At 58.4% G+C, this 20,247-nt stretch carries 22 protein-coding genes, 1 tRNA gene and 1 pseudogene; 15 read left to right on the top strand and 9 right to left on the bottom strand.

The genetic code is table 11. The features are described from left to right. Positions 1 to 2 precede the first annotated feature (2 nt). Positions 3 to 1,241, top strand: a complete 1,239-nt coding sequence (locus AC1RDQ_RS26555) for a cytochrome c (protein ID WP_218496545.1) — start codon at positions 3 to 5, stop codon at positions 1,239 to 1,241. 1 nt (position 1,242) lies between these two features. Beyond that, positions 1,243 to 2,214, top strand: coding sequence for an XdhC family protein (locus tag AC1RDQ_RS26550; protein WP_492588566.1), 972 nt, complete (start codon positions 1,243 to 1,245; stop codon positions 2,212 to 2,214). Positions 2,215 to 2,331: 117 nt separating this feature from the next. Here AC1RDQ_RS26550 and AC1RDQ_RS26545 read toward each other — a convergent pair whose 3' ends face one another. Further along, the gene (locus AC1RDQ_RS26545; RefSeq protein ID WP_492588564.1) at positions 2,332 to 3,615 is read right to left on the bottom strand and encodes an NAD(P)/FAD-dependent oxidoreductase; all 1,284 of its coding nucleotides are present in this window, start codon (positions 3,613 to 3,615) and stop codon (positions 2,332 to 2,334) included. Between the two features lie 183 nt (positions 3,616 to 3,798). On the opposite strand from AC1RDQ_RS26545, the gene AC1RDQ_RS26540 reads away from it, so the two are divergent. Then, a tRNA-Val gene (locus AC1RDQ_RS26540) sits at positions 3,799 to 3,875 on the top strand. A 98-nt stretch (positions 3,876 to 3,973) separates the two neighbouring features. Here the strand turns inward: AC1RDQ_RS26540 and AC1RDQ_RS26535 are convergent. Next, positions 3,974 to 4,285 (bottom strand): annotated as a pseudogene (locus AC1RDQ_RS26535) (tyrosine-type recombinase/integrase); the annotation flags it as partial. Positions 4,286 to 4,723: 438 nt separating this feature from the next. Further along, positions 4,724 to 4,906 (bottom strand): hypothetical protein, encoded by a 183-nt coding sequence (locus AC1RDQ_RS26530; protein ID WP_057715557.1) that lies wholly within the window; start codon positions 4,904 to 4,906, stop codon positions 4,724 to 4,726. Positions 4,907 to 5,851: 945 nt separating this feature from the next. On the opposite strand from AC1RDQ_RS26530, the gene AC1RDQ_RS26525 reads away from it, so the two are divergent. Continuing rightward, positions 5,852 to 6,508, top strand: a complete 657-nt coding sequence (locus tag AC1RDQ_RS26525; protein ID WP_057715556.1) for a trypsin-like peptidase domain-containing protein — start codon at positions 5,852 to 5,854, stop codon at positions 6,506 to 6,508. 249 nt (positions 6,509 to 6,757) lie between these two features. Here the strand turns inward: AC1RDQ_RS26525 and AC1RDQ_RS26520 are convergent, their stop codons facing one another. Further along, the gene (locus AC1RDQ_RS26520) at positions 6,758 to 6,964 is read right to left on the bottom strand and encodes a hypothetical protein (RefSeq protein WP_057715555.1); all 207 of its coding nucleotides are present in this window, start codon (positions 6,962 to 6,964) and stop codon (positions 6,758 to 6,760) included. A gap of 251 nt (positions 6,965 to 7,215) precedes the next feature. On the opposite strand from AC1RDQ_RS26520, the gene AC1RDQ_RS26515 reads away from it, so the two are divergent. After that, positions 7,216 to 7,410: a hypothetical protein gene (locus tag AC1RDQ_RS26515; protein WP_057715554.1), complete on the top strand. Its 195-nt coding sequence runs from the start codon at positions 7,216 to 7,218 to the stop codon at positions 7,408 to 7,410. Positions 7,411 to 7,485: 75 nt separating this feature from the next. On the opposite strand, the gene AC1RDQ_RS26510 is transcribed toward AC1RDQ_RS26515, so the two are convergent. Then, entirely contained in the window at positions 7,486 to 8,238 is a 753-nt protein-coding gene (locus tag AC1RDQ_RS26510) for a carbonic anhydrase (RefSeq protein ID WP_429521205.1), read from the bottom strand. A 203-nt stretch (positions 8,239 to 8,441) separates the two neighbouring features. Here AC1RDQ_RS26510 and AC1RDQ_RS26505 point away from each other — a divergent pair, with 203 nt between their 5' ends. Next, positions 8,442 to 8,897, top strand: coding sequence for a DUF2214 family protein (locus AC1RDQ_RS26505; protein ID WP_429521204.1), 456 nt, complete (start codon positions 8,442 to 8,444; stop codon positions 8,895 to 8,897). Positions 8,898 to 9,082: 185 nt separating this feature from the next. Here AC1RDQ_RS26505 and csrA read toward each other — a convergent pair whose 3' ends face one another. Continuing rightward, the gene (csrA, locus tag AC1RDQ_RS26500) at positions 9,083 to 9,274 is read right to left on the bottom strand and encodes a carbon storage regulator CsrA (RefSeq protein ID WP_007975691.1); all 192 of its coding nucleotides are present in this window, start codon (positions 9,272 to 9,274) and stop codon (positions 9,083 to 9,085) included. Between the two features lie 250 nt (positions 9,275 to 9,524). On the opposite strand from csrA, the gene AC1RDQ_RS26495 reads away from it, so the two are divergent. Continuing rightward, on the top strand, positions 9,525 to 9,890 hold the full coding sequence (locus AC1RDQ_RS26495; protein ID WP_057715551.1) for a hypothetical protein: 366 nt from the start codon (positions 9,525 to 9,527) through the stop codon (positions 9,888 to 9,890). A gap of 83 nt (positions 9,891 to 9,973) precedes the next feature. Here AC1RDQ_RS26495 and AC1RDQ_RS26490 read toward each other — a convergent pair whose 3' ends face one another. The 3 genes from AC1RDQ_RS26490 to AC1RDQ_RS26480 all read right to left on the bottom strand — a co-directional run bounded on the left by AC1RDQ_RS26490 (position 9,974) and on the right by AC1RDQ_RS26480 (position 12,207). After that, positions 9,974 to 10,663, bottom strand: a complete 690-nt coding sequence (locus AC1RDQ_RS26490; protein WP_057715550.1) for an endonuclease — start codon at positions 10,661 to 10,663, stop codon at positions 9,974 to 9,976. 4 nt (positions 10,664 to 10,667) lie between these two features. Beyond that, on the bottom strand, positions 10,668 to 10,937 hold the full coding sequence (locus AC1RDQ_RS26485) for a DUF1654 domain-containing protein (RefSeq protein WP_046041595.1): 270 nt from the start codon (positions 10,935 to 10,937) through the stop codon (positions 10,668 to 10,670). Positions 10,938 to 11,118: 181 nt separating this feature from the next. Continuing rightward, positions 11,119 to 12,207: an asparaginase gene (locus AC1RDQ_RS26480; RefSeq protein WP_057715549.1), complete on the bottom strand. Its 1,089-nt coding sequence runs from the start codon at positions 12,205 to 12,207 to the stop codon at positions 11,119 to 11,121. A gap of 351 nt (positions 12,208 to 12,558) precedes the next feature. Between AC1RDQ_RS26480 and AC1RDQ_RS26475 the strand changes: the two genes are divergently transcribed. The 8 genes from AC1RDQ_RS26475 (at position 12,559) to AC1RDQ_RS26440 (ending at position 20,239) form a co-directional block, all read left to right on the top strand. After that, positions 12,559 to 13,020 carry a hypothetical protein gene (locus tag AC1RDQ_RS26475; protein ID WP_090454251.1) on the top strand — a complete coding sequence of 154 codons (462 nt, stop codon included), beginning with the start codon at positions 12,559 to 12,561 and terminating at the stop codon, positions 13,018 to 13,020. Positions 13,021 to 13,211: 191 nt separating this feature from the next. Continuing rightward, positions 13,212 to 14,168 (top strand): sugar ABC transporter substrate-binding protein, encoded by a 957-nt coding sequence (locus tag AC1RDQ_RS26470; protein ID WP_057715547.1) that lies wholly within the window; start codon positions 13,212 to 13,214, stop codon positions 14,166 to 14,168. Positions 14,169 to 14,223: 55 nt separating this feature from the next. After that, positions 14,224 to 15,777: a sugar ABC transporter ATP-binding protein gene (locus AC1RDQ_RS26465; protein WP_492588562.1), complete on the top strand. Its 1,554-nt coding sequence runs from the start codon at positions 14,224 to 14,226 to the stop codon at positions 15,775 to 15,777. Continuing rightward, positions 15,774 to 16,751, top strand: coding sequence for an ABC transporter permease (locus tag AC1RDQ_RS26460; protein ID WP_489340151.1), 978 nt, complete (start codon positions 15,774 to 15,776; stop codon positions 16,749 to 16,751). Before AC1RDQ_RS26465 ends, AC1RDQ_RS26460 begins: the two co-directional genes overlap by 4 nt. 3 nt (positions 16,752 to 16,754) lie before the next feature. Next, on the top strand, positions 16,755 to 17,774 hold the full coding sequence (locus tag AC1RDQ_RS26455) for a LacI family DNA-binding transcriptional regulator (protein ID WP_492588561.1): 1,020 nt from the start codon (positions 16,755 to 16,757) through the stop codon (positions 17,772 to 17,774). A 74-nt stretch (positions 17,775 to 17,848) separates the two neighbouring features. Continuing rightward, the gene (gene rbsK, locus AC1RDQ_RS26450; RefSeq protein WP_057715543.1) at positions 17,849 to 18,766 is read left to right on the top strand and encodes a ribokinase; all 918 of its coding nucleotides are present in this window, start codon (positions 17,849 to 17,851) and stop codon (positions 18,764 to 18,766) included. Further along, complete coding sequence (gene rbsD / locus AC1RDQ_RS26445; RefSeq protein ID WP_057715542.1) at positions 18,763 to 19,167, top strand: D-ribose pyranase; 405 nt, start codon at positions 18,763 to 18,765, stop codon at positions 19,165 to 19,167. The genes rbsK and rbsD overlap by 4 nt, the downstream gene beginning before the upstream one ends. Before the next feature lie 64 nt (positions 19,168 to 19,231). Beyond that, positions 19,232 to 20,239: a nucleoside hydrolase gene (locus AC1RDQ_RS26440; protein WP_492588572.1), complete on the top strand. Its 1,008-nt coding sequence runs from the start codon at positions 19,232 to 19,234 to the stop codon at positions 20,237 to 20,239. Positions 20,240 to 20,247: the final 8 nt, after the last annotated feature.

The following is a 20,247-nucleotide window of genomic DNA, read 5'->3' as shown; positions in this document are numbered from 1 at the left end:
GCATGAAGCTTCTACTTAGCCGCCTGGCGTTGGCGGTTGGTCTGGCTGCGCCTGTGGTGGCAGCTCACGCCGATGATGCGCAGGTCAAGCAAGGCGAGTACCTCGCCCGCGCCGCCGACTGCATGGCGTGCCACACCGCACCGGGTGGCGCGCCGTACGCGGGCGGCCTGCCGATCGTGTCGCCGTTCGGCACGATCTACGGCACCAACATCACCCCGAGCAAAGAGCACGGTATCGGTCTGTACAACGATGACGAGTTCTTCGCCGCGCTGACCGAAGGCAAGCGCCGTGATGGCGCGAACCTGTATCCGGCGATGCCCTACACCTCGTATCACCTGATCCCGCGTGCAGATTCCGACGCGATTCATGCCTACCTGAAAACCGTCGAGCCGATCGAACGCGCGGCACCGGTCACCAGCCTGAGCTTCCCGTTCAACGTGCGCCTGGGCCTGATGGGCTGGAACATGATGTACGGCAAGGACGTGAAGCTGGAACCGGCTGAAGGCAAAAGCGAAGCCTGGAAGCGCGGTCAGTACATGGTCGACGTGCTGGGGCACTGTGGCGAGTGCCACACCCCGCGCGGCCTGCCCGGTGCTATGCAGATGGACAAACGCATGACCGGCGGCATTCTCAATGGTTATCTGGCGCCGAGCCTGCTAGCGACTGACCTGGCAGCCCGTGGCTGGAATCATCAGGACCTGAGCTCGTTCCTCAAACACGGCATGAGCGCCCAGGGCACGATGTTCAACGAGATGTTCCCGGTGTTCCACAACAGCACCCAGGGCCTCAGCGATCCGGATCTGGCGGCGATGGCGACTTTCCTGCTCGGCGATCAGCCGCCTGCGGCGAAAGTGCTCGTCGAAGTGCCGTTGGACAAACTGAGCCCGAGTGCCCAGCGTGGCCGTCAGGAATATTTGAATGTCTGCGCCGGTTGCCATGCACCGGGCGGTGAGGGCAAACCGCACATCGCCGTGGCCATGCGCGGCAACACCACGCTGCGCCTGGAAGATCCGCGCAACCTGGTGCGGGTGATCGACGACGGTATCGGCGAGCAGAAGTTCTCCGGTTTCGAACACATGCAACCGATGCCAGGGTTTGTCGATAAGCTGAATGACGAACAACTCACGGACCTGCTGAACTACCTGCGTCAGGGGTGGGGCGGTCAGCCGAATGATCTGGCAGTGAACGACGTGCAGAAGTTGCGGGCCGATGCGCCGCCGCTCGAGCACAAGGCCCACTGATATGCAGCATCTGGATCTGCAAGTGGTGCGTCGGGCGCTGGAGTGGTCGGCGGCCGGTCAGCGCATCTGGCTGTGTACGGTGCTGGCCACTTACGGCTCGGCACCGCGCGCACCGGGTTCGCTGCTGGCGGTGAACGCTGATGGGCACTGGATAGGCTCGCTGTCCGGTGGCTGTGTCGAGGAAGACTTTCTCGAACGAGTCGCCGAGGGCGCGTTTCTGGAGCCAGTTTGCGTTGTTCGTTACGGCGAAGGCGACGATCCACGCTCACGCGTCAGCCTGCCCTGTGGCGGGGTTCTGGATGTACTGGTCGAGAAGCTTGATGCCGATTGCGAGGTACAAGCGCATCTGCGGGAACTGGAGTCGGCGCTGTTGGGCCGACGTCGGTTGATCCGCGAAGTGGATCTGCAAAGTGGTGTGCGCAGCCTGTTCGATGATCGTGAGCAGGGTGTGCGTATCGAGCGTGAAATCGACCGAGTGCGTGTACGTGTCGGCGCGGCTCAGCGCTTGCTGCTGGCAGGGTATTCCAGTGTCGCCCAGGCCTGTGCGGAGTTTGCCGTGGGGCTTGGGTTCGAGGTGATTCTGTGTGACCCGCGGGACGAAGTGCTCGAAGGCGTCGTGCTGGAAAATGTGGAGATTCGCCGTCAACTGCCGTCGGTGTTCATCGCTGACGGCGGTTGCCACAGCGACACGGCGGTGGTGGCGTTGACCCACGATCCACGTATCGACGATTTGGCGATGATGGAGGCAGTGCGCACCGACGCGTTTTACATCGGTGTGATGGGCTCCATGCAGACCTCGCAAAAGCGCTTCGAGCGGTTGCGGCGCATCGGTGGTCTGGGGGATGTCGAGTTGGGGCGGATTCATGCTCCCATCGGGCTGAACCTGGGCAGCAAGACGCCGGCAGAGATCGCGCTGGCGGTACTGGCCGATATCTTGCGGATCCGAAGCGGTATCCCACGAGATCGTCTCTAACCCCCAAAACCTGTGGGAGCGAGCTTGCTCGCGATGAGGTCGTAACATCCAACACATTCGTTGGCTGCCAGACCGATATCGCGAGCAGGCTCGCTCCCACAATGTATTGCGTGTCGCTTAGTACCCGAATTTATCCCGCAATCCGTAATACCACGCACCCAATGCCGCAAACGGTGTGCGCAGCAACTGGCCGCCGGGGAACGGGTAGTGGGGCAGGTCGGCAAAGGCGTCAAAACGCTCGGCCTGGCCGCGCAGCGCTTCGGCCAGCACCTTGCCCGCCAGGTGCGTGTAGGTCACGCCATGGCCGCTGCAGCCCTGGGAATAGTAGATGTTGTCGCCCAGGCGTCCGACCTGGGGCAGACGCGACAGGGTCAGCAGGAAATTGCCCGTCCACGCGTAATCGATCTTCACGTCCTTGAGTTGCGGGAAGGCCTTGAGCATCTTCGGCCGGATGATCGCTTCGATGTTCGCCGGATCCCGCGCGCCATACACCACGCCACCACCGAAAATCAGACGCTTGTCGCCGCTGAGGCGGTAGTAGTCGAGCAGGTAATTGCAGTCTTCGACGCAGTAATCCTGAGGCAGCAATGTCTTGGCCAGTTCTTCACCCAGTGGCTCGGTAGTAATCACCTGCGTGCCGCAAGGCATCGACTTGGCGGCCAGTTCCGGCACCAGATTGCCCAGATAAGCGTTGCCGGCGACGATGATGAATTTGGCCCGGACCTTACCCTGCGGTGTATGCACCACCGGGCTGGCGCCGCGCTCGATGCGTATGGCCGGCGACTGCTCATAAATTGTCCCGCCCAGGGACTCGACCGCCGCCGCTTCACCCAGCGCCAGGTTAAGCGGATGGATATGACCGCCACTCATGTCGAGCATCCCGCCGACGTATTGATCGCAGGCAACCACCTCGCGAATGCGGCGTTGATCCATCAACTCAAGCTGGGTGTGCCCGAAACGCTCCCACAGGCGCTTCTGGGATTCGAGATGACCCATCTGCTTGGTGGTCATCGCGGCGAACACGCCACCGTCCTTCAAGTCGCACTGGATGTTGTACCTGGCGACCCGATCACGAATGATTCGCCCACCCTCGAACGCCATCTGCCCCAGCAACTGGGCCTGCTTGGGACCGACCGTGCGCTCGATGACATCGATATCGCGGCTATAGCTGTTAACGATCTGGCCGCCATTACGCCCGGACGCCCCGAAACCCACCCTGGCCGCCTCGAGCACCGTGACCTTGAAGCCGTTCTCCAGCAGAAACAGGGCAGCGGACAGCCCCGTATAACCGGCGCCAATCACACAGACATCGGTCTCCACGTCATCCTGCAACGCCGGGCGCGGCGGAGCCGCATTGGCCGATGCGGCGTAATAGGATTCTGGGTAGGGAGTGTTAGCCATCCGGCAGCCTCTGTTTAATATATTTTACGAGTGCGTTGATCCTACCCGAGTTGAAAATCGCCCGCCAGCACCCGGAAAATCTTCTTTGTACCGGCAAAATTAAATATTTTGCATATTCATAGGGTTAGCGCGAAAAAAGGTGTTGACACCCCTCCGGAATTCCGTAGAATGCCGCCTCACAGCAGGCACGTAGCTCAGTTGGTTAGAGCACCACCTTGACATGGTGGGGGTCGTTGGTTCGAGTCCAATCGCGCCTACCAAACAAAATCCGCTCTGCTGGGCGGTCTAGAGGGGTCACCGGAAACGGTGACCCCTTTTTGCTTTCTGCGATTTGCAAAACTTTTGCAAAACTCCCACCTCAGAACGCCAATTCGGCGCCCACCTCCAGATACAAGATCTTCTTTTCGTCGTGCCCCTCCTGATAGTGTTTCGTCATCTTCTCGTCCGCATGGCCCATCAGCGCCTGGATATATTCCATCGGGAAATTCTGCTGTTCGTACAGCCATGCCCCTAAAGCGCGGATCTCGTGAAAAGTGGGGCGCTCGCCGGCGGGTACGTGGTCGTAGGCGTGCGCGGCGCCCCGGGCCTCGGGCCTGTAGTGGATCAGGCGCGGTGACGCCAGCGGCGACCGCAGACATTCACTGACAACCTCACGTAGCGCGGCCCGCATAGCGTTTCATCGCCCTCCGTTCACCGGCAGGTTCAATGTTATTTTTTTTCAGGGTTGTGTTCGGGACACTTGGCGTTGCGCTGGGTAAAGTCATTACCGCTTGCCCGGCCTGGTGTGTTTCAGATGGATTACTGAATGGCCAGCAACTGGTCAGGGTGGGCACCAATTCGAGACAAGGTGCAGGCGACAAAAACCAAGTAGTTCAGCGTGGCGGATCTGCCACTGCTTTCGCACCTTGCAGGTGTTCAGCGCACGCCCCTTGTCGGGGCCGCCTCTGCCGGAGAAGTCAAAGCCCTGGCAAGGCGATAAGAACGGCAAGGCCTCTTTACTTGGGTCAAAGCCTCAAGCAGATGATCCTTCGCCTCGTCGAAGGTGCATTCGCGCCTCCCCCCCCCCAAAAAAAAACAGAACATGACTTTGAGCTGCCGCTTGCTGAAGTCACGTAGCCACAATGGCCGCTTCCGGTTTAGCGATCCGCAGGTGCTCACGCCAGAGCCGTTCGAAGGGGATAATCATGCCCCGCGCGCACTGGGTAGTGCAGTAGCGCAGATCGGCCAGCACCCTGTCGACGCTGTTGTCCGGCATGCTCTTCATCACCTTGACGCATGTGTTAAACGCCATTCAAGTGATGATTGATGCACATGATCAAGCAGTCACCACGGATTCTTACTGTACGGAGGAAGTTGTTGCCTTTAGTGAGCTTCTTGGATTTCACTTGCAGTCTACTGTGGCATATGGGCAATCCTTTGTAATTATAAGGGTCCTTATTTAACTTCATAAGGATTTCCTCGTTGCCAATAACACGCTCCTCACCGCTTGTTAGTAATTCAAGCACTACACATTTCATGCGAGTTAATTTGATAATCGTCAGATTGTTAGAAGACAGGCGTTGGGGTTTGTTAAACACCGTAACGTCGGCCTGTTGATGCGATCAGATACACACTTAGAGTCGCGCTGGTCGATCCAGGCAGCAACTTCATCGAGGGCAATAAAGTCTTCGTCGGTAACAGTGGGCGGGGCGGCGGTAAGACATTCTGACATCGCGCTTCCTCCATGCAAAAAAATCGTAGCCAAGAGGTGCGCACGCTGTAGGTAGCAGGCGAAAAAAAACCGCATGGGCGGGCTTAACGGGTGAGAAAAAAAGGTGGGTGCTGATCCGTCAGCATATATTGAGTTTCGTTAGTGAGTTACGGCGCCGCTGTAGTGCGGGACAACTGGATTGCCTTCAGGCTTCTTGTTGCTTTTGTGGGTGAAGGGCGTGGCGAATGATTCAGGTAGGTGCTACTTCCCATGACCGTTGGCGTAATTAACGAGGGAGTCCATAGAAACTCTTGGTTTTTATTCTCGTCTTTAACGTTTTTCAGGCGCCAAATATTTGAACTTTTTAAGTTGATCGAAAAGCGATTGGTCTTAGCGCGATTTATTCATACGCCCCATTACAATCTCAGCCATAAGTAAGAAAGCGTCAAACTGGAACAAGCGGCGAGGAGTACTGCAACCCAATAAAAGACAAAATATTGACAACAAAAAACAGTCACATTCTCCCTATTAAGTCGGTGATATATCATGATCAAGATCATGGCCTGCTTTTTAATAGGAGCTGTAACTGCAGGATGCAACGGCATCGTAAAACCCGACTTTTCGGGATCTGCGAATGATTCATATTTTTTAGTCTACTCGGGCTTTCCCGCACCGTATCTATACATGGCCTCGGCCGTGCAATGGAACGAGGACTACGCCGTAACCACTCGCCACACTCCGTTCATCCCCAACGTGAAGTACAGCTGCAGCACAGGTTGTGATCTCGTCTTCATCCTGCACAAGGCCAACGGCCGCTACCCGTCATGGCGCGCACCGCGTGTGGGCGAGAGCATAACTGCCGTTGGGGCGAGTCCTTACTTCATGACCACTACCGGGAAGGGCAAGGTGTATGAAACGCCTTTCGTCAATGCCGCTGAACACAGCGGTGATCTCTATGCCATCCACGATGCCCCGCTGATCAAGGGCATGTCGGGCGGGCCGGTCCTTGCAAGTGACGGCCATATTGTCGGCATCAATATTGGTTTCTATTCAACCACCCTGAACGATGTGAGCAATCACTCCGGCGTAAAGGGGGCTGAGAGGCTCAGCATCTTTATTCCATACTCGATCATTCAGCGCGAGTGGGGGATATTGCAGGCAAAACTTGACGACCCGCACGGCGCGAAGTATGTCGCGAAATAACTTTTAGCTTTCAACCCATTGGCCATCGCGCGTACCAGATAAAGTCCGCTCTGCCGGGCGGCCTGGAAGGGCTCACCGAAAGGTGGGCCCTTTTTGTTGTCCCGGATTTCTTCAGGTGTTCACAACGTATCGGGCTCGTTCACGCTGGGCAATGTGAACGTTGATGCGGGCGCGACGATTGCTGAGCGGATACCGGGCCACCAGTGATTGCCAAGTAATCGTTCAGATCGTCGCCAGCCTCAATAGGCGTCAGAGGGCAAAGGTCGCTGCAAGGCCGTGGTGGCCTTCCTGTGCTCCTGCGATCAGGTGCATTGGGATGTTCTGTTGTACTTCAATGGACGGTACTTCGAAGCTCCCTACGATCTGGAGGTGGCGCTCGCTCAGTTCGGTCGACTTTCCTGCTTTTTCCTTGGCCATTCTCGCGTGGTTCATTGCGATTTCGTTGAGCGTTGACACGTTACATCTCCCGGTGACTGACCAAGCGTATCGCTGGCGTCCTTAAGCATTGATTGAATGGCTGCGGCGTCAGAATCATGTCGTTCCGGCGCTGCTACGGGCGATCTTAGCAAGCCTCAAGCCATGGATACGGGCGAATTCCTCGTTGTGTTCCGGCAGGCGACGAATGGCGGGTGCCTGTGAATGATGGTCCGGATTTTTTGTTTTTCAGGCGTAAACTAGCAATGCGACCTTATCAAAAGGAGCCGCCTATGAACGCCGATCAAATGAGCAAACAGGCACCTGTGGACACGACTGTCTGGGATCGATATTTCTGCGCTGCATTGATTGCCGAAAGCAATCTGACTGCCCCGATTGTGGGCGAGGCTACTCACGAGGACAGGCAGAACCTGTTGATCGAGAGGGCCAGAGTCCTCGCGGATAAAATGATGCAAAACCGAAGATAACCAGAGCCCAGCCGTCGCGCTGGGCTCTTTGCATGCGGGGTCATGCACCGATGCTGGGGGCGTGCGCATTGCGGGTCAAACGATCAACTCCACCTTGCCGCTCGCCAGGCGATAGATACCGCCCACGATCTTGAGCGTGCCTTTGCTCTGTGCATCAGTCAGCAATGGCGAGGCCTGTTTCAGGCTGTTGACCGAATTCTTGACGTTTTGCGCGGTGGCGTTTTCCATCAGGTTCCCGGGCTGCTTGAGTACTGCCTCGACTGCCGACTTGAGTGCTTCAGTCAGTTTCGGGATATGACCGGGGAAAATTGTCTGATCCTTGACCGCCTTGATACCGGCCTCGATGGCACCGCAACTCTCATGCCCGAGTACGAGAATCAGCGGGGCGCCCAGTACGGCAACCCCGTATTCAAGACTGGCCAAGCCTTCCGGCGTAACGAAGTTGCCCGCGACGCGGATGGAGAAAAGATCGCCGCGCGCGGTGTCGAACGCATATTCCGGGGCGATCCTCGAGTCAGAGCAACTCAGCACGGCCACGAACGGATTTTGGCCGGACACCAAGGCCTCTCGCTCTGCCTTGAAATCGTGCGTCGTGGAAGTGCCGCCTACATATCGTGCATTGCCCTCCATCAGTCTTTTCAACGCCATGTCGGGACTGATTACGTTTTGAGGTTTGGGTGGGGCTGACGCTTTTTCGGCTGCCTGGATGATCTTGCCGGGCAGTGTGCCGGTCAGCAGCAGGGCGCCTGCGCTCAATCCGGCAAATTGAAGAAAACGACGACGGCCTGTTGTATTTGAAGCAGAGCTTGAATCACATGATTTACACATGATTTTGTTTACTCAGTTCAATGGGGTGAGAGTGAGTTGCTGTTGGGGCGGGTACTGCCACGGACGCTCAATACCGGCGCAGTGGAGTCTAGTAGGTCTGTCATATTGTGTTCCGGGCATTGTCTGCGGATGGCGTGCACGCAGCCATTTCATGGGCTACTACTGACAGGCTCATACAACTTCGACCTGGCAGGAGTTTCTCGATGCTGACTCAATGGTTTCTGGCGGCGGTTCATCTTCTGGCATTTGCCTTGGGATTCTGGGCGGTATTGGTTCGAGGCACGGCTTTTCGGCGTTTGGCCGATGGCGCCACAGAGGTGCGCAGTGTTTTGATGGCGGACAATATCTGGGGTATTTCAGCTGTCGTTTTATTGATCAGTGGCGGGATGCGAGCCTTTGGCGGGTACGAGAAAGGCACGGACTATTACCTGCATCAGCCGCTGTTTCATCTGAAGATGACGCTGTTCGTCCTGATCTTGTTGCTGGAGATTGCGCCGATGGTGACGCTGATCAAATGGCGGATAGCGCTTGCCCGTAAAGTGGCGATCGATACCGGCCGTGCGAAGCTGTTTGCACGGATCAGTCATATCGAGGCGCTGCTGGTGTTGCTGATGGTGGTGGCAGCGACTGGCATGGCGCGAGGCGTGATGCTTGGTTGACTGCGCAGTGAACGCATCCTTCCCTGGGGTAAACCAGAAAAGTCTGACAGCAAAAGGATGGAGCTTGCCGCTAGTATCGGCCCCAGGGGTTTGGGTGGGGGCGAAAGCGCAGGGCGATGGGGTGCTGAATCTTTAGCCAGCCGTAATTCCGGACTGAACGGGCTGGCTACTGACTGCAACAGGATTCAGGATTGCGGCTTTTCCGGGGCGGTCAGGCCGGCCTGAATGCGCTGGTAAATTTCTTCACGATGCACTGCAACGTCCTTCGGAGCGTTGATGCCGATCCTGACTTGCTGGCCGCTTACGCCCAGGATGGTGATCGTAATGTCATCACCAATGTTTATGCTTTCACCGACTTTGCGGGTGAGTATCAGCATGGTCTTCTCCTTGATTGCTTTGTGGGGCACCTGATTCGGACAGTGCAGAGGTCGGTGGTATGTATAGATTAGTGCGAAGTCTCGTGGTTTGGGTGCCTCTTTCTGACGCGCAGATGTGGCATTAATTCCCAAGGCGTAACTATACAGAGGCCGCAATCATCAATCTCGTTGTTTTGAGCCCATTTTACGGCACTCGTGAAGTATTCATGGGTGTTAAAATCGCCGCTTTATGCATTTGGAGGGAAGCGTCGTGCGCAAAATGGTTTTGATCATCGCGATATTGGCACTGGCGGGATGTGGCGAGGGCAGCCGTGTGGATGCGCCGAAGCCCAAGCCGGCCATGGCTGCCGTACCCGCGCCAGTGTCCGGTCCGCAATGGGATCTTGAAGTGCGAGGTGAAACCCCTCAGGCGGTCAGTGATCTGAGTGGCTGGCTGATCGAGCACAGTTTCATGTCCAGTGTCGTCAAGGAGAATGGCAATACCCGAATCCTGGTGGGGCCATTCAATTCGAAAGCCGAAGCCGAAGCCAAACAGGATGAAGTTCGCGCGGCACTCACTCGCGCGAAGAAACAGAACATCGAATTGCTGGTGCTTGAGCGTCCAGCCGCTCAATAACGTAGCGCAGACGTTGAAGAAACAAAAAAGGCCTCGGGCGTTTAGCACCGGGACCTTTTTTGTTTCAGTGTCCCGTCCTGGATTCAGCCGCAGGCCTTCATGTCTACCGGGCCGACGAACTCGTTGCCGCGCCCCATGACGCACCCCACGCTCTGATTGCGTTGGCGTTCCCAGGCCTGTACCGGATAGGTCTTGTCCCAGGCTTCGTACAGTTGTCGATCCTGTTTCGACAGGCGCAAGCCATACTGCTTGCTCATGTAGAAGTAGGTCCGGGCGATCATGCCGCGAATGGAAGGGCGGGGCATGACTTTCTTGGCCTTGAAGTCGACCTGGGTCAGGCAGGAACCATATTGCCCCGACTGCTCGGGCAGCCAGCCAAAGCTGAAGTTGCTGCGATCGCCATTGACCTCGCCAATGCTGGGCACCAGGTTGTGCAAATCAGCCTCGGCCTTCTGGTAAACCGGGTCGTAGCGGGTGCAGTTCTTGCGACCGCCCTCTTGCCAGCACTGGCGTTGATGGCCGATTTGCCAGGCCGGAACAATATGCTCCCACTCGATGCGGGATGCGCGCTTGGCATTTTTACGTGGCACATAACCGCAGGCTTCAAGGTTCACCCGGTTGCCGGTGTACTTGCAGCCACAGTAAAACTCGGTGGACTGGGGCGCGTAGAGCTTCCAGGCGACCTTTTTCGCTTCGGTAAAAGTGCGCGGCGCGTCGGCTTGCGCCCCCATGACAAAAAACAGAAACAGCAAAGCAAACCAGCGGACACTCATCGACTCAATCTTCCTTCGGCACAACCCAGAAAATCTGCACACCGCCATCGTCGCGATAGGCGAGGGTGACGTTGTCGTTTTCGTCTATTTCTTCCAGTAAGCGTTCCCATTCATCCACCGGCTCGTCGGGAAGGCGGAAGATCAACGCTGCCCTGGCTTTTTGTGCGGTAGGGGAGTTGATGATTTTCTGAACGCGCAGGCCCATGCGTACATAGGTGTCGGGAGAGGCTGAGGTGGTGTCCACGGAATTATCCTTATTAAGCTGTACGTGCATACAGTATTTAACTGTAGGCCATTTCGCAACTGCTTAAAAACCAAGAAAATCCTCTGACAGCGATTTGTTCCGTTTGGCGTAAGGCGAAGGGAGTTTTTTTGTCAGATCCGCGGCAGCCACTCGCCAAGGCTGGCGAGTGGCGCACGGGGTGCCCGACCGGATCCGGTCGGGCGAGGGCGAATCAGTATTCCCAGAACATCCGTTGCAGCTCTTTGCTGTCATTGGTTTTGGTCAACGCGACCATCGCCAGGACCCGGGCTTTTTGTGGATTCAGGTCGTTGGCCACGACCCAGTCGTATTTATCGTCAGGCTGTTCGGCGTTGCGCAGTACAAAACCGCCGGCGTTGACATGGGAGGAACGAATGATCTGCACGCCATCCTTGCGCAGGGCTTGCAGGGCGGGCACCACTCGCGACGATACCGAGCCATTGCCGGTGCCGGCGTGGATGATGGCTTTGGCGCCGGACTGAGCCAGGGCCTTGTAGGCGGTGTCGCTGACGTTGCCATAGGAATAGGCGATCTCGACGTCAGGCAGGCTCTTGATGGTCTTGATGTCGAATTCGGAATCCATGGTGTGACGCTTGGCCGGCAGGCGGTACCAGTAGGATTTGCCTTCTACCACCATGCCCAGCGGACCCCAGGCACTTTTAAACGCTTCGGTCTTGATATTGATCATTTTGCTGACGTCGCGACCCGACTGGATTTCATCGTTCATGGTCACCAGTACACCTTTGCCTCGCGCGTCTTTGCTGCTGGCCACGGCCACCGCGTTATACAGGTTCAGCATGCCATCGGCGGACATCGCGGTGCCTGGGCGCATGGAGCCCACGACGATGATCGGCTTCTCGGTTTTTTCCACCAGGTTGAGGAAGTACGCCGTTTCTTCCAGGGTGTCGGTGCCGTGGGTGATCACGATGCCATCGACGTCTTTGCTGTCGGCCAGCTCGGCTACGCGGCGACCCAGTTGCAGCAGGTTTTCGTTGGTGATGCTTTCGGAGGCGATTTGCATGACCTGTTCGCCGCGAACGTTAGCCAATTGGCTCAGTTCAGGAACGCCGGCGATCAACTGTTCAATGCCGACTTTCGCCGCTTGATAGGTTGCGCTGTTGGCGGCGCTGGCCCCCGCGCCGGCAATGGTACCGCCGGTGGCGAGGATCACCACGTTGGCCAGTTTTTGTTGGGTTTCGGCTTCTTTGGCCTGAAGGGCAGTGGGTAGAAGCAACAGCAGGGCCAAGGCGCCCGGAACGAAGGTCTTGAGTGCAGATGTCATTATTTTTCTCTTCTAGTTGTGAGACGGTGCGGATGCAGGTTCATCTAGATACGCCCCGGGCGAATCTGAACGCCGGGGGTGTGAGGGGAAGAGCAGGATCTGTACCAGTAATACGCTGAATCGAAAAACACACCTAAGTTAATGATTTGTAACGGTATTGCTGTTTGTGTCAACAGCGGTTTCGAGGCTGGGCGTCCGGAATGCCGAACATGTTTAACTTTCGCGTTCGGCTCTCCGAAACGGATCGCGGTCTTGTTTAGGATTTAAACGGGTCAAATCATCCGTCATGACTAAAGAAACGCCCGAGCCGGTCGATGCTCCTTCAAGGGATCTTTTTCTTCAGGAGTTCACATGTCGTTATCTGTTGGCATTCCCAATGCCGCCGGCATCACCATCGCTGGAAAATCGGCCACCACCCTTCGTGCCTTGAGCGACGCAGCCGCTGATTCGGCTGCTCGAGCGCCGGGTGCAAAGGAAAGCGATGGCAACCAGGTCAAGACGGGCCCGGTAGGTCTGGGGGAGGGTGCCGGCGTAAAGGCCGAATCGGAAGCCAGCGATAACACCAGCGTTGCGGTGAAGGTCTTGCTCAAGCGTCTGAAGGAATTGCAGCAGCAATTGCGCGAGCAACAGCAGCAACTGGCACAAGCCCAGGCAGCGTCCTATCCCACCCCGGAAGCCAAGACCACAGCAGTAGCAGCCATACAGGGGCAAGTTGCCGACACCAACGGCGCCATCCTGCAAGTGAGTGCGAGCCTGATCAAGGAAATGGCCAAGGGTTCTGGCACGGGATCGGTGGTCAATACCACGGCATAGCTGAATGCCGTTTTTCGCCAAACATAGCTGAAAGCGCTTTTCAGGTCGTTGACAAATACCGGCAGGGTTCGCATAGTTTGGTTCACGCAAACGTTTGCGCGGCTCCAATGATGGCTTTTCATCACGGCGGGCCGTGAAGCTTACGCCAGCGCAAGCGTTGCTCACAATAATCATAAGATCGGAGTGAACCCATGAAGCTGCCATTCGCTGGACGTCTTCTCGCTGTCGCTATGTTGGCTGCTGCATCCGCTGCATTGCCTGTCTCTTCGGCTTTTGCTGAAACCACTGAAAAACCGAAAGTCGCTCTGGTCATGAAATCCCTGGCCAACGAGTTCTTCCTGACAATGGAGGACGGCGCCAAGGCCTACCAGAAAGATCACTCCGGCGAATTCGACCTCATCTCCAACGGCATCAAGGATGAAACCGACACCGCAGGCCAGACGCGTATCGTCGAGCAGATGATCCTGGCCAAGGTCAATGCACTGGTGATTGCGCCGGCAGACTCCAAGGCCATGGTCCCGGTGATCAAGAAAGCCATCGATGCCGGTATCACCGTGATCAACATCGACAACCAACTGGACCCCGCCGTCGTCAAAAGCAAAAACATCAATGTTCCGTTCGTAGGCCCGGACAATCGCAAGGGTGCACGGCTGGTGGGGGACTATCTGGCCAAACAGCTGAAGGCCGGTGACGAAGTCGGCATCATCGAAGGTGTGTCCACCACCACCAATGCCCAGCAGCGGACCGCAGGTTTCAAGGATGCGATGGAGGCGGCGCAGATCAAGGTCGTGTCCCTGCAGTCCGGAGACTGGGAGATCGACAAGGGCAACAAGGTAGCTGCGTCGATTCTCAGCGAATACCCGCAAACCAAGGCTCTGTTGGCCGGCAACGACAGCATGGCGGTCGGTGCGGTGTCTGCGGTGCGCGCCGCGGGCAAGGCCGGCAAGGTGCAGGTGGTGGGCTACGACAACATCAATGCCATCCAGCCTATGCTCAAGGATGGTCGCGTGCTGGCCACTGCGGACCAGTTCGCGGCTAAACAGGCGGTGTTCGGCATCGAGACTGCATTGAAGATTCTCAAGGGCGAGAAGGTCGACGGCGGCGCCAATGGCGTGATCGAAACGCCGGTAGAACTGGTCACCAAGTAGCCTTCTGGCGACGTAACGGCGCTCGTCCAGCCGGACGGGCGCATGGAGAGTTTCTATGTCAGTTTGCGCTCCGAACGCTGTCCTTTCGGTCAGTGGTATCGGCAAGACTTACGCCCAACCGGTCCTGGCCGGCATCGACCTGACGCTCATGCGCGGGGAAGTGCTGGCGCTGACCGGCGAGAACGGTGCGGGCAAAAGCACGCTTTCGAAGATTATTGGCGGGTTGGTCACGCCGACCACCGGCCAGATGCAGTATCAGGGGCAGGACTACCGTCCGGGTAGCCGGGCTCAGGCTGAAGCGCTGGGTATCCGCATGGTCATGCAGGAACTCAATCTGCTGCCGACCCTGTCGGTGGCGGAAAACCTGTTTCTCGACAACTTGCCCGGCAAAGGCGGCTGGATCAGTCGCAAGCAGTTGCGCAAGGCCGCCATCGAGGCCATGGCTCATGTCGGGCTAGACGCCATCGACCCGGACACCCTGGTCGGCGAGCTTGGCATCGGCCACCAGCAAATGGTGGAGATCGCCCGCAACCTGATTGGCGATTGTCATGTGCTGATTCTCGACGAGCCGACCGCGATGCTCACTGCCCGCGAAGTCGAAATGCTGTTCGAGCAGATCACCCGCCTGCAGGCTCGCGGCGTATCGATCATCTACATCTCCCATCGTCTCGAAGAGTTGGCGCGGGTCGCGCAACGCATTGCCGTGCTGCGCGACGGCAACCTGGTCTGTGTCGAGCCGATGGCCAACTACAACAGCGAGCAATTGGTCACGCTGATGGTCGGCCGCGAACTCGGCGAACATATCGATATGGGGGCGCGCAAGATCGGCGCTCCGGTGTTGACGGTCAAGGGCCTGAGCCGGTCCGACAAGGTTCGCGACGTGTCGTTCGAAGTCCGTGCCGGAGAGATTTTCGGGATTTCCGGTTTGATCGGCGCGGGGCGCACTGAATTGCTGCGTCTGATCTTCGGTGCGGATATCGCCGACAGCGGCACGATTGCCCTGGGTGCACCGGCGCAGGTCATCAATGTGCGTTCGCCAGTGGATGCGGTCGGGCATGGCATCGCGTTGATCACTGAAGATCGCAAGGGCGAAGGTCTTTTGTTGACGCAGTCGATCGGCGCCAATATCGCCTTGGGCAACATGCCCGGCATCTCCGGCGCGGGCTTTGTCGACAACGATAAGGAGCGCGCCTTGGCCCAGCGTCAGATTGACGCCATGCGCATCCGCAGTTCCGGTCCGGCACAACTGGTGTCCGAGTTGTCCGGCGGCAATCAGCAGAAAGTCGTTATCGGCCGTTGGCTGGAGCGCGATTGCTCGGTGTTGCTGTTCGACGAGCCGACCCGCGGCATCGACGTCGGCGCCAAGTTCGATATCTACAACCTGCTCGGTGAATTGACCCGCCAGGGCAAGGCGCTGGTGGTGGTCTCCAGCGACTTGCGCGAGCTGATGCTGATCTGCGACCGGATCGGCGTGCTGTCGGCAGGAAGCCTGATCGATACCTTCGATCGCGACAGCTGGACCCAGGATGAGTTGCTCGCCGCTGCTTTTGCCGGCTACCAAAAACGTGATGCGCAGCTCGTTGAAGCCGCGCCTAGGGATCTTCCATGAATACCGCTTCTTATGCCGGCAAACGCAGTGGCAATTTCTACGGCCTGGGCACCTATCTGGGGCTGGCGGGTGCCTTGTTGGCGATGATCGTGCTGTTCTCGGTGCTGAGCAGTCACTTCCTGTCGTACGATACTTTTAGCACCCTGGCCAACCAGATTCCGGACCTGATGGTGCTGGCGGTCGGCATGACCTTTGTGTTGATCATCGGTGGCATCGACCTGTCGGTAGGCTCGGTGCTGGCGCTGGCGGCCTCGACCGTGAGCGTGGCGATTCTTGGGTGGGGCTGGGGCGTGCTGCCGGCGGCGTTGCTGGGCATGGCCGTCGCGGCGCTTGCCGGTACCATCACCGGCTCGATCACTGTGGCGTGGCGGATACCATCATTCATCGTGTCCCTGGGCGTGCTGGAAATGGCTCGCGGTGTGGCGTACCAGATGACCGGTTCGCGTACGGCCTACATCGGCGATGCGTTCGCCTGGCTGTCCAATCCGATTGCCTTCGGCATTTCGCCGTCGTTCATCATTGCGTTGCTGATCATTTTCGTCGCCCAGGCCGTGTTGACTCGCACGGTCTTCGGTCGCTACCTGATCGGTATCGGCACCAACGAAGAGGCCGTGCGGCTGGCGGGGATCAATCCAAAGCCTTACAAAATCCTGGTCTTCAGCCTGATGGGGTTGCTGGCCGGCGTTGCCGCGTTGTTCCAGATTTCTCGCCTGGAAGCCGCCGACCCGAATGCTGGCTCCGGTCTTGAATTGCAGGTGATCGCGGCCGTCGTGATCGGCGGGACCAGCCTGATGGGCGGGCGCGGCTCGGTGATCAGCACGTTTTTTGGCGTCCTGATTATTTCCGTGCTGGCCGCGGGGCTGGCGCAGATCGGGGCAACCGAACCGACCAAGCGCATCATTACCGGTGCGGTGATCGTGGTGGCGGTGGTGCTGGATACTTATCGCAGTCAACGCGCAAGCCGGCGGACCTGAGTCATGGCGACTATCAAAGATGTGGCAGCCCTTGCCGGCATTTCCTACACCACGGTTTCCCATGTGGTGAACAAGACCCGCCCGGTCAGTGAAGAGGTGCGGATCAAGGTCGAGGCGGCGATCAAGACCCTCGACTACGTTCCCAGCGCCGTGGCCCGCTCACTCAAGGCCAAGACCACGGCAACCATCGGCCTGTTGGTTCCGAACAGCCTCAACCCGTATTTCGCCGAACTGGCCCGGGGTATCGAGGATTACTGCGAGCGAAACGGTTACTGCGTCATCCTGTGCAATTCCGACGACAATCCGGACAAGCAGCGCAGCTACCTGCGTGTGCTGCTGGAAAAACGCATCGACGGCCTGATCGTCGCCTCGGCCGGCGGCGACAGTGGCCTGGCACAAGGCCTGAAAGGCGTCCGCACGCCCATGGTGATCGTCGACCGCGGACTGGGCGGTGTCGATGCGGACCTGGTGCGCATCGACCATGAATACGGCGCGTATCTGGCGACCCGGCACCTGTTGGAGTTGGGGCACCGGGATATCGCCACGATCAGCGGGCCGCAAAGCACCAGTGTGGCGCAGATGCGTCTGGCGGGTTATCGCAGGGCCTTGAAGGAGGCGGGCGTCGAAGTCTCTCCCGGGCGCATGCTGGAAAGCGATTTCACCAGCACCGGCGGTTACAGCGCTGCCGCGATTCTGCTGGAAAGCAATCCGCCTACCGCCGTTTTTGCGGCCAACGACATGATCGGCATCGGTGTGCTGAGGGCCGCCGCCGAGCGCAATATTCGCGTACCGAGCGAGTTGTCGGTGATCGGCTTCGACGATATCCAGATGAGTCGGTATGTCTACCCGTCGCTGACCACGGTCGGGCAATCGATCCTGCAGCTCGGCGAAATGGCTGCCGAAGTGCTTTTACGCCGAATCGCCACGCCGGGTCTGGCGACCGATCAGCGGATCGTGACGCCGAGTATCGTCATGCGTGAATCGACGGCGCCGCTGGCCGGCGTGTTTGCCCAATTCCGTTGAAACAAAAAGCCGTTGAAAACAGAAAGCCGCTGAATCAAAAGCGCCGCCGAAACAGAATCGATGAGTAGCAATGTATGTCAGCAAAAGTAGTGGTAATTGGCAGTTTGAACATGGACCTGGTGACCCGGGCCCCGCGCTTGCCCAAGGGCGGTGAAACGCTGATTGGTCAATCGTTTACCACCGTCTCCGGTGGCAAGGGTGCCAATCAGGCCGTAGCTGCGGCGCGGCTGGGAGCCCAGGTGTCGATGATCGGCTGCGTGGGCAATGACGCTTATGGTGAGGCACTGCGCGGGGCGCTGTTGGCCGAGCAGATCGATTGCCGGGCGGTGAGCACCGTTGACGGTTCCAGCGGCGTGGCGTTGATTGTGGTCGACGACAGCAGTCAGAACTCCATCGTGATCGTCCCCGGTGCCAACGGTGCATTGACCGCAGAAACCATTGACCGTTTTGATTCGGTGATCCGTGCGGCGGACGTGCTCATCTGTCAGCTGGAAGTGCCCGATGCGTCTGTTGGCCATGCGCTCAAGCGCGGCCGCGAGCTGGGCAAGACAGTCATCCTCAACCCGGCTCCGGCCAGTCGTCCACTGCCATCGGACTGGTACGCGTCCATCGATTACCTGATTCCCAACGAAAGCGAAGCGTCGGCCCTGAGCGGACTGTCAGTGGACTCCCTGGACACCGCACAAGCCGCGGCAACCCGCCTGATTGCCCTGGGCGCCGGCAAGGTGATCATCACTCTCGGTGCACAAGGTTCGCTGTTTGCCGATGGCCAACGCTTCGAACATTTCCCCGCGCCCGTGGTAAAGGCTGTGGATACCACGGCGGCCGGCGATACGTTCGTCGGCGGTTTCGCTGCGGCACTGGCCGCGGGTAACGATGAGGCGCAGGCGATCCGCTTCGGACAGGTGGCCGCGGCGCTGTCGGTCACCCGTGCCGGCGCGCAGCCTTCAATTCCCGCCTTGAGCGATGTACAGGCGTTTAAAACCCCATGAAAAAGACACCTCTGCTCAACATTGCGCTGTCGCGACTGATCGCTTCATTGGGACATGGCGACAGGGTCGTCATCGGGGATGCGGGGCTGCCGGTTCCTCCGGGCGTTGAATTGATCGACCTGGCCCTGACCCATGGCATTCCGGACTTTGTCAGCACCTTGAAGGTCGTGCTCAGTGAAATGCAGGTCGAAAGCCATGTGCTGGCTCAGGAAATCTTCGATAAAAAGCCGTCGGCCCTGGTCACGCTGGAAGCGCTGGATGGCGAAGGCGCGTTGGGTCGGCGTGAGTTGCTCACCCATGAACAATTCAAGGTCCTGAGCCGACAAGCCAGGGCGATTGTTCGTACAGGCGAATGCCAGCCGTACTGCAACATTGTGCTGGTCGCCGGGGTTACGTTTTGACTGGCTGGCCGCGTTTTGATGTCCCTGGCACAAGGCGTGCGCCCCGCATCGCTATGCTCAGTAACTGCACCCACTGCTCCGGAGCCTGCTGCTTTTGACCCTGACGACCGCAACCAACGCCCAGGCGGCACCAAAGATCGACCTGATCATCGACACCGATCCGGGGGCTGACGACGTCGTTGCCCTGTTGTTCGCCCTGGCGTCGCCGGACGAACTGAATGTCCGGGCATTGACCACCGTTGCCGGCAACGTTCGCCTGGACAAGACCTCACGCAATGCGCGGCTGGCCCGGGAGTGGGCGGGGCGCGAAGAGGTGCCGGTCTATGCGGGGGCGCCCAGACCCCTGATGCGCACACCCATCTACGCCGAGGACATTCATGGCAAGGAAGGGTTGTCGGGCATTGACGTGCATGAGCCCAGGAAGGGGCTGGCCAAGGGCAGCGCCATCACCTATCTGATCGATACCTTGAAATCTGCCGAGCCCCACAGCATTACCATCGCCATGCTTGGCCCGCAGACCAACCTGGCCCTGGCGTTGATCCTGGAGCCGGGTATCGTTCAGGGCATCAAGGAAGTGGTGGTCATGGGTGGTGCGCACTTCAACGGCGGCAACATCACGCCGGTGGCCGAGTTCAACCTGTTCGCCGATCCGCAAGCGGCCGAAGTGGTGCTCAACAGTGGCGTGAAGCTGACCTACCTGCCGCTGGATGTGACCCACAAGATCCTTACCAGCGAAGCGCGCCTGAACCAGATTGCCGCGCTGAACAACAACGCCAGTCGTCTGGTGGGCAGTATTCTCAATGAGTACATCAAGGGCGACATGGAACACTACGGCCTTCCGGGCGGCCCGGTGCATGACGCCACGGTTGTCGCTTATCTGCTCAAGCCGCAATTGTTCAGCGGTCGTTCGGTCAACGTGGTGGTCGACAGCCGCGAAGGACCGACCTTTGGACAAACCATCGTCGACTGGTATGACGGCTTGAAAGCGCCAAAGAACGCCTTCTGGGTAGAAAGCGGCGACGCCCAGGGCTTCTTCGATCTGCTGACCGAGCGCCTGGCCCGCCTGAAGTAAGCTTCATC

The organism is Pseudomonas sp. GW823-FHT02E01, from assembly GCF_058797535.1.
Note: the sequence above shows the minus strand (reverse complement) of the source record. Positions and strands in the feature narration are given on the sequence as shown.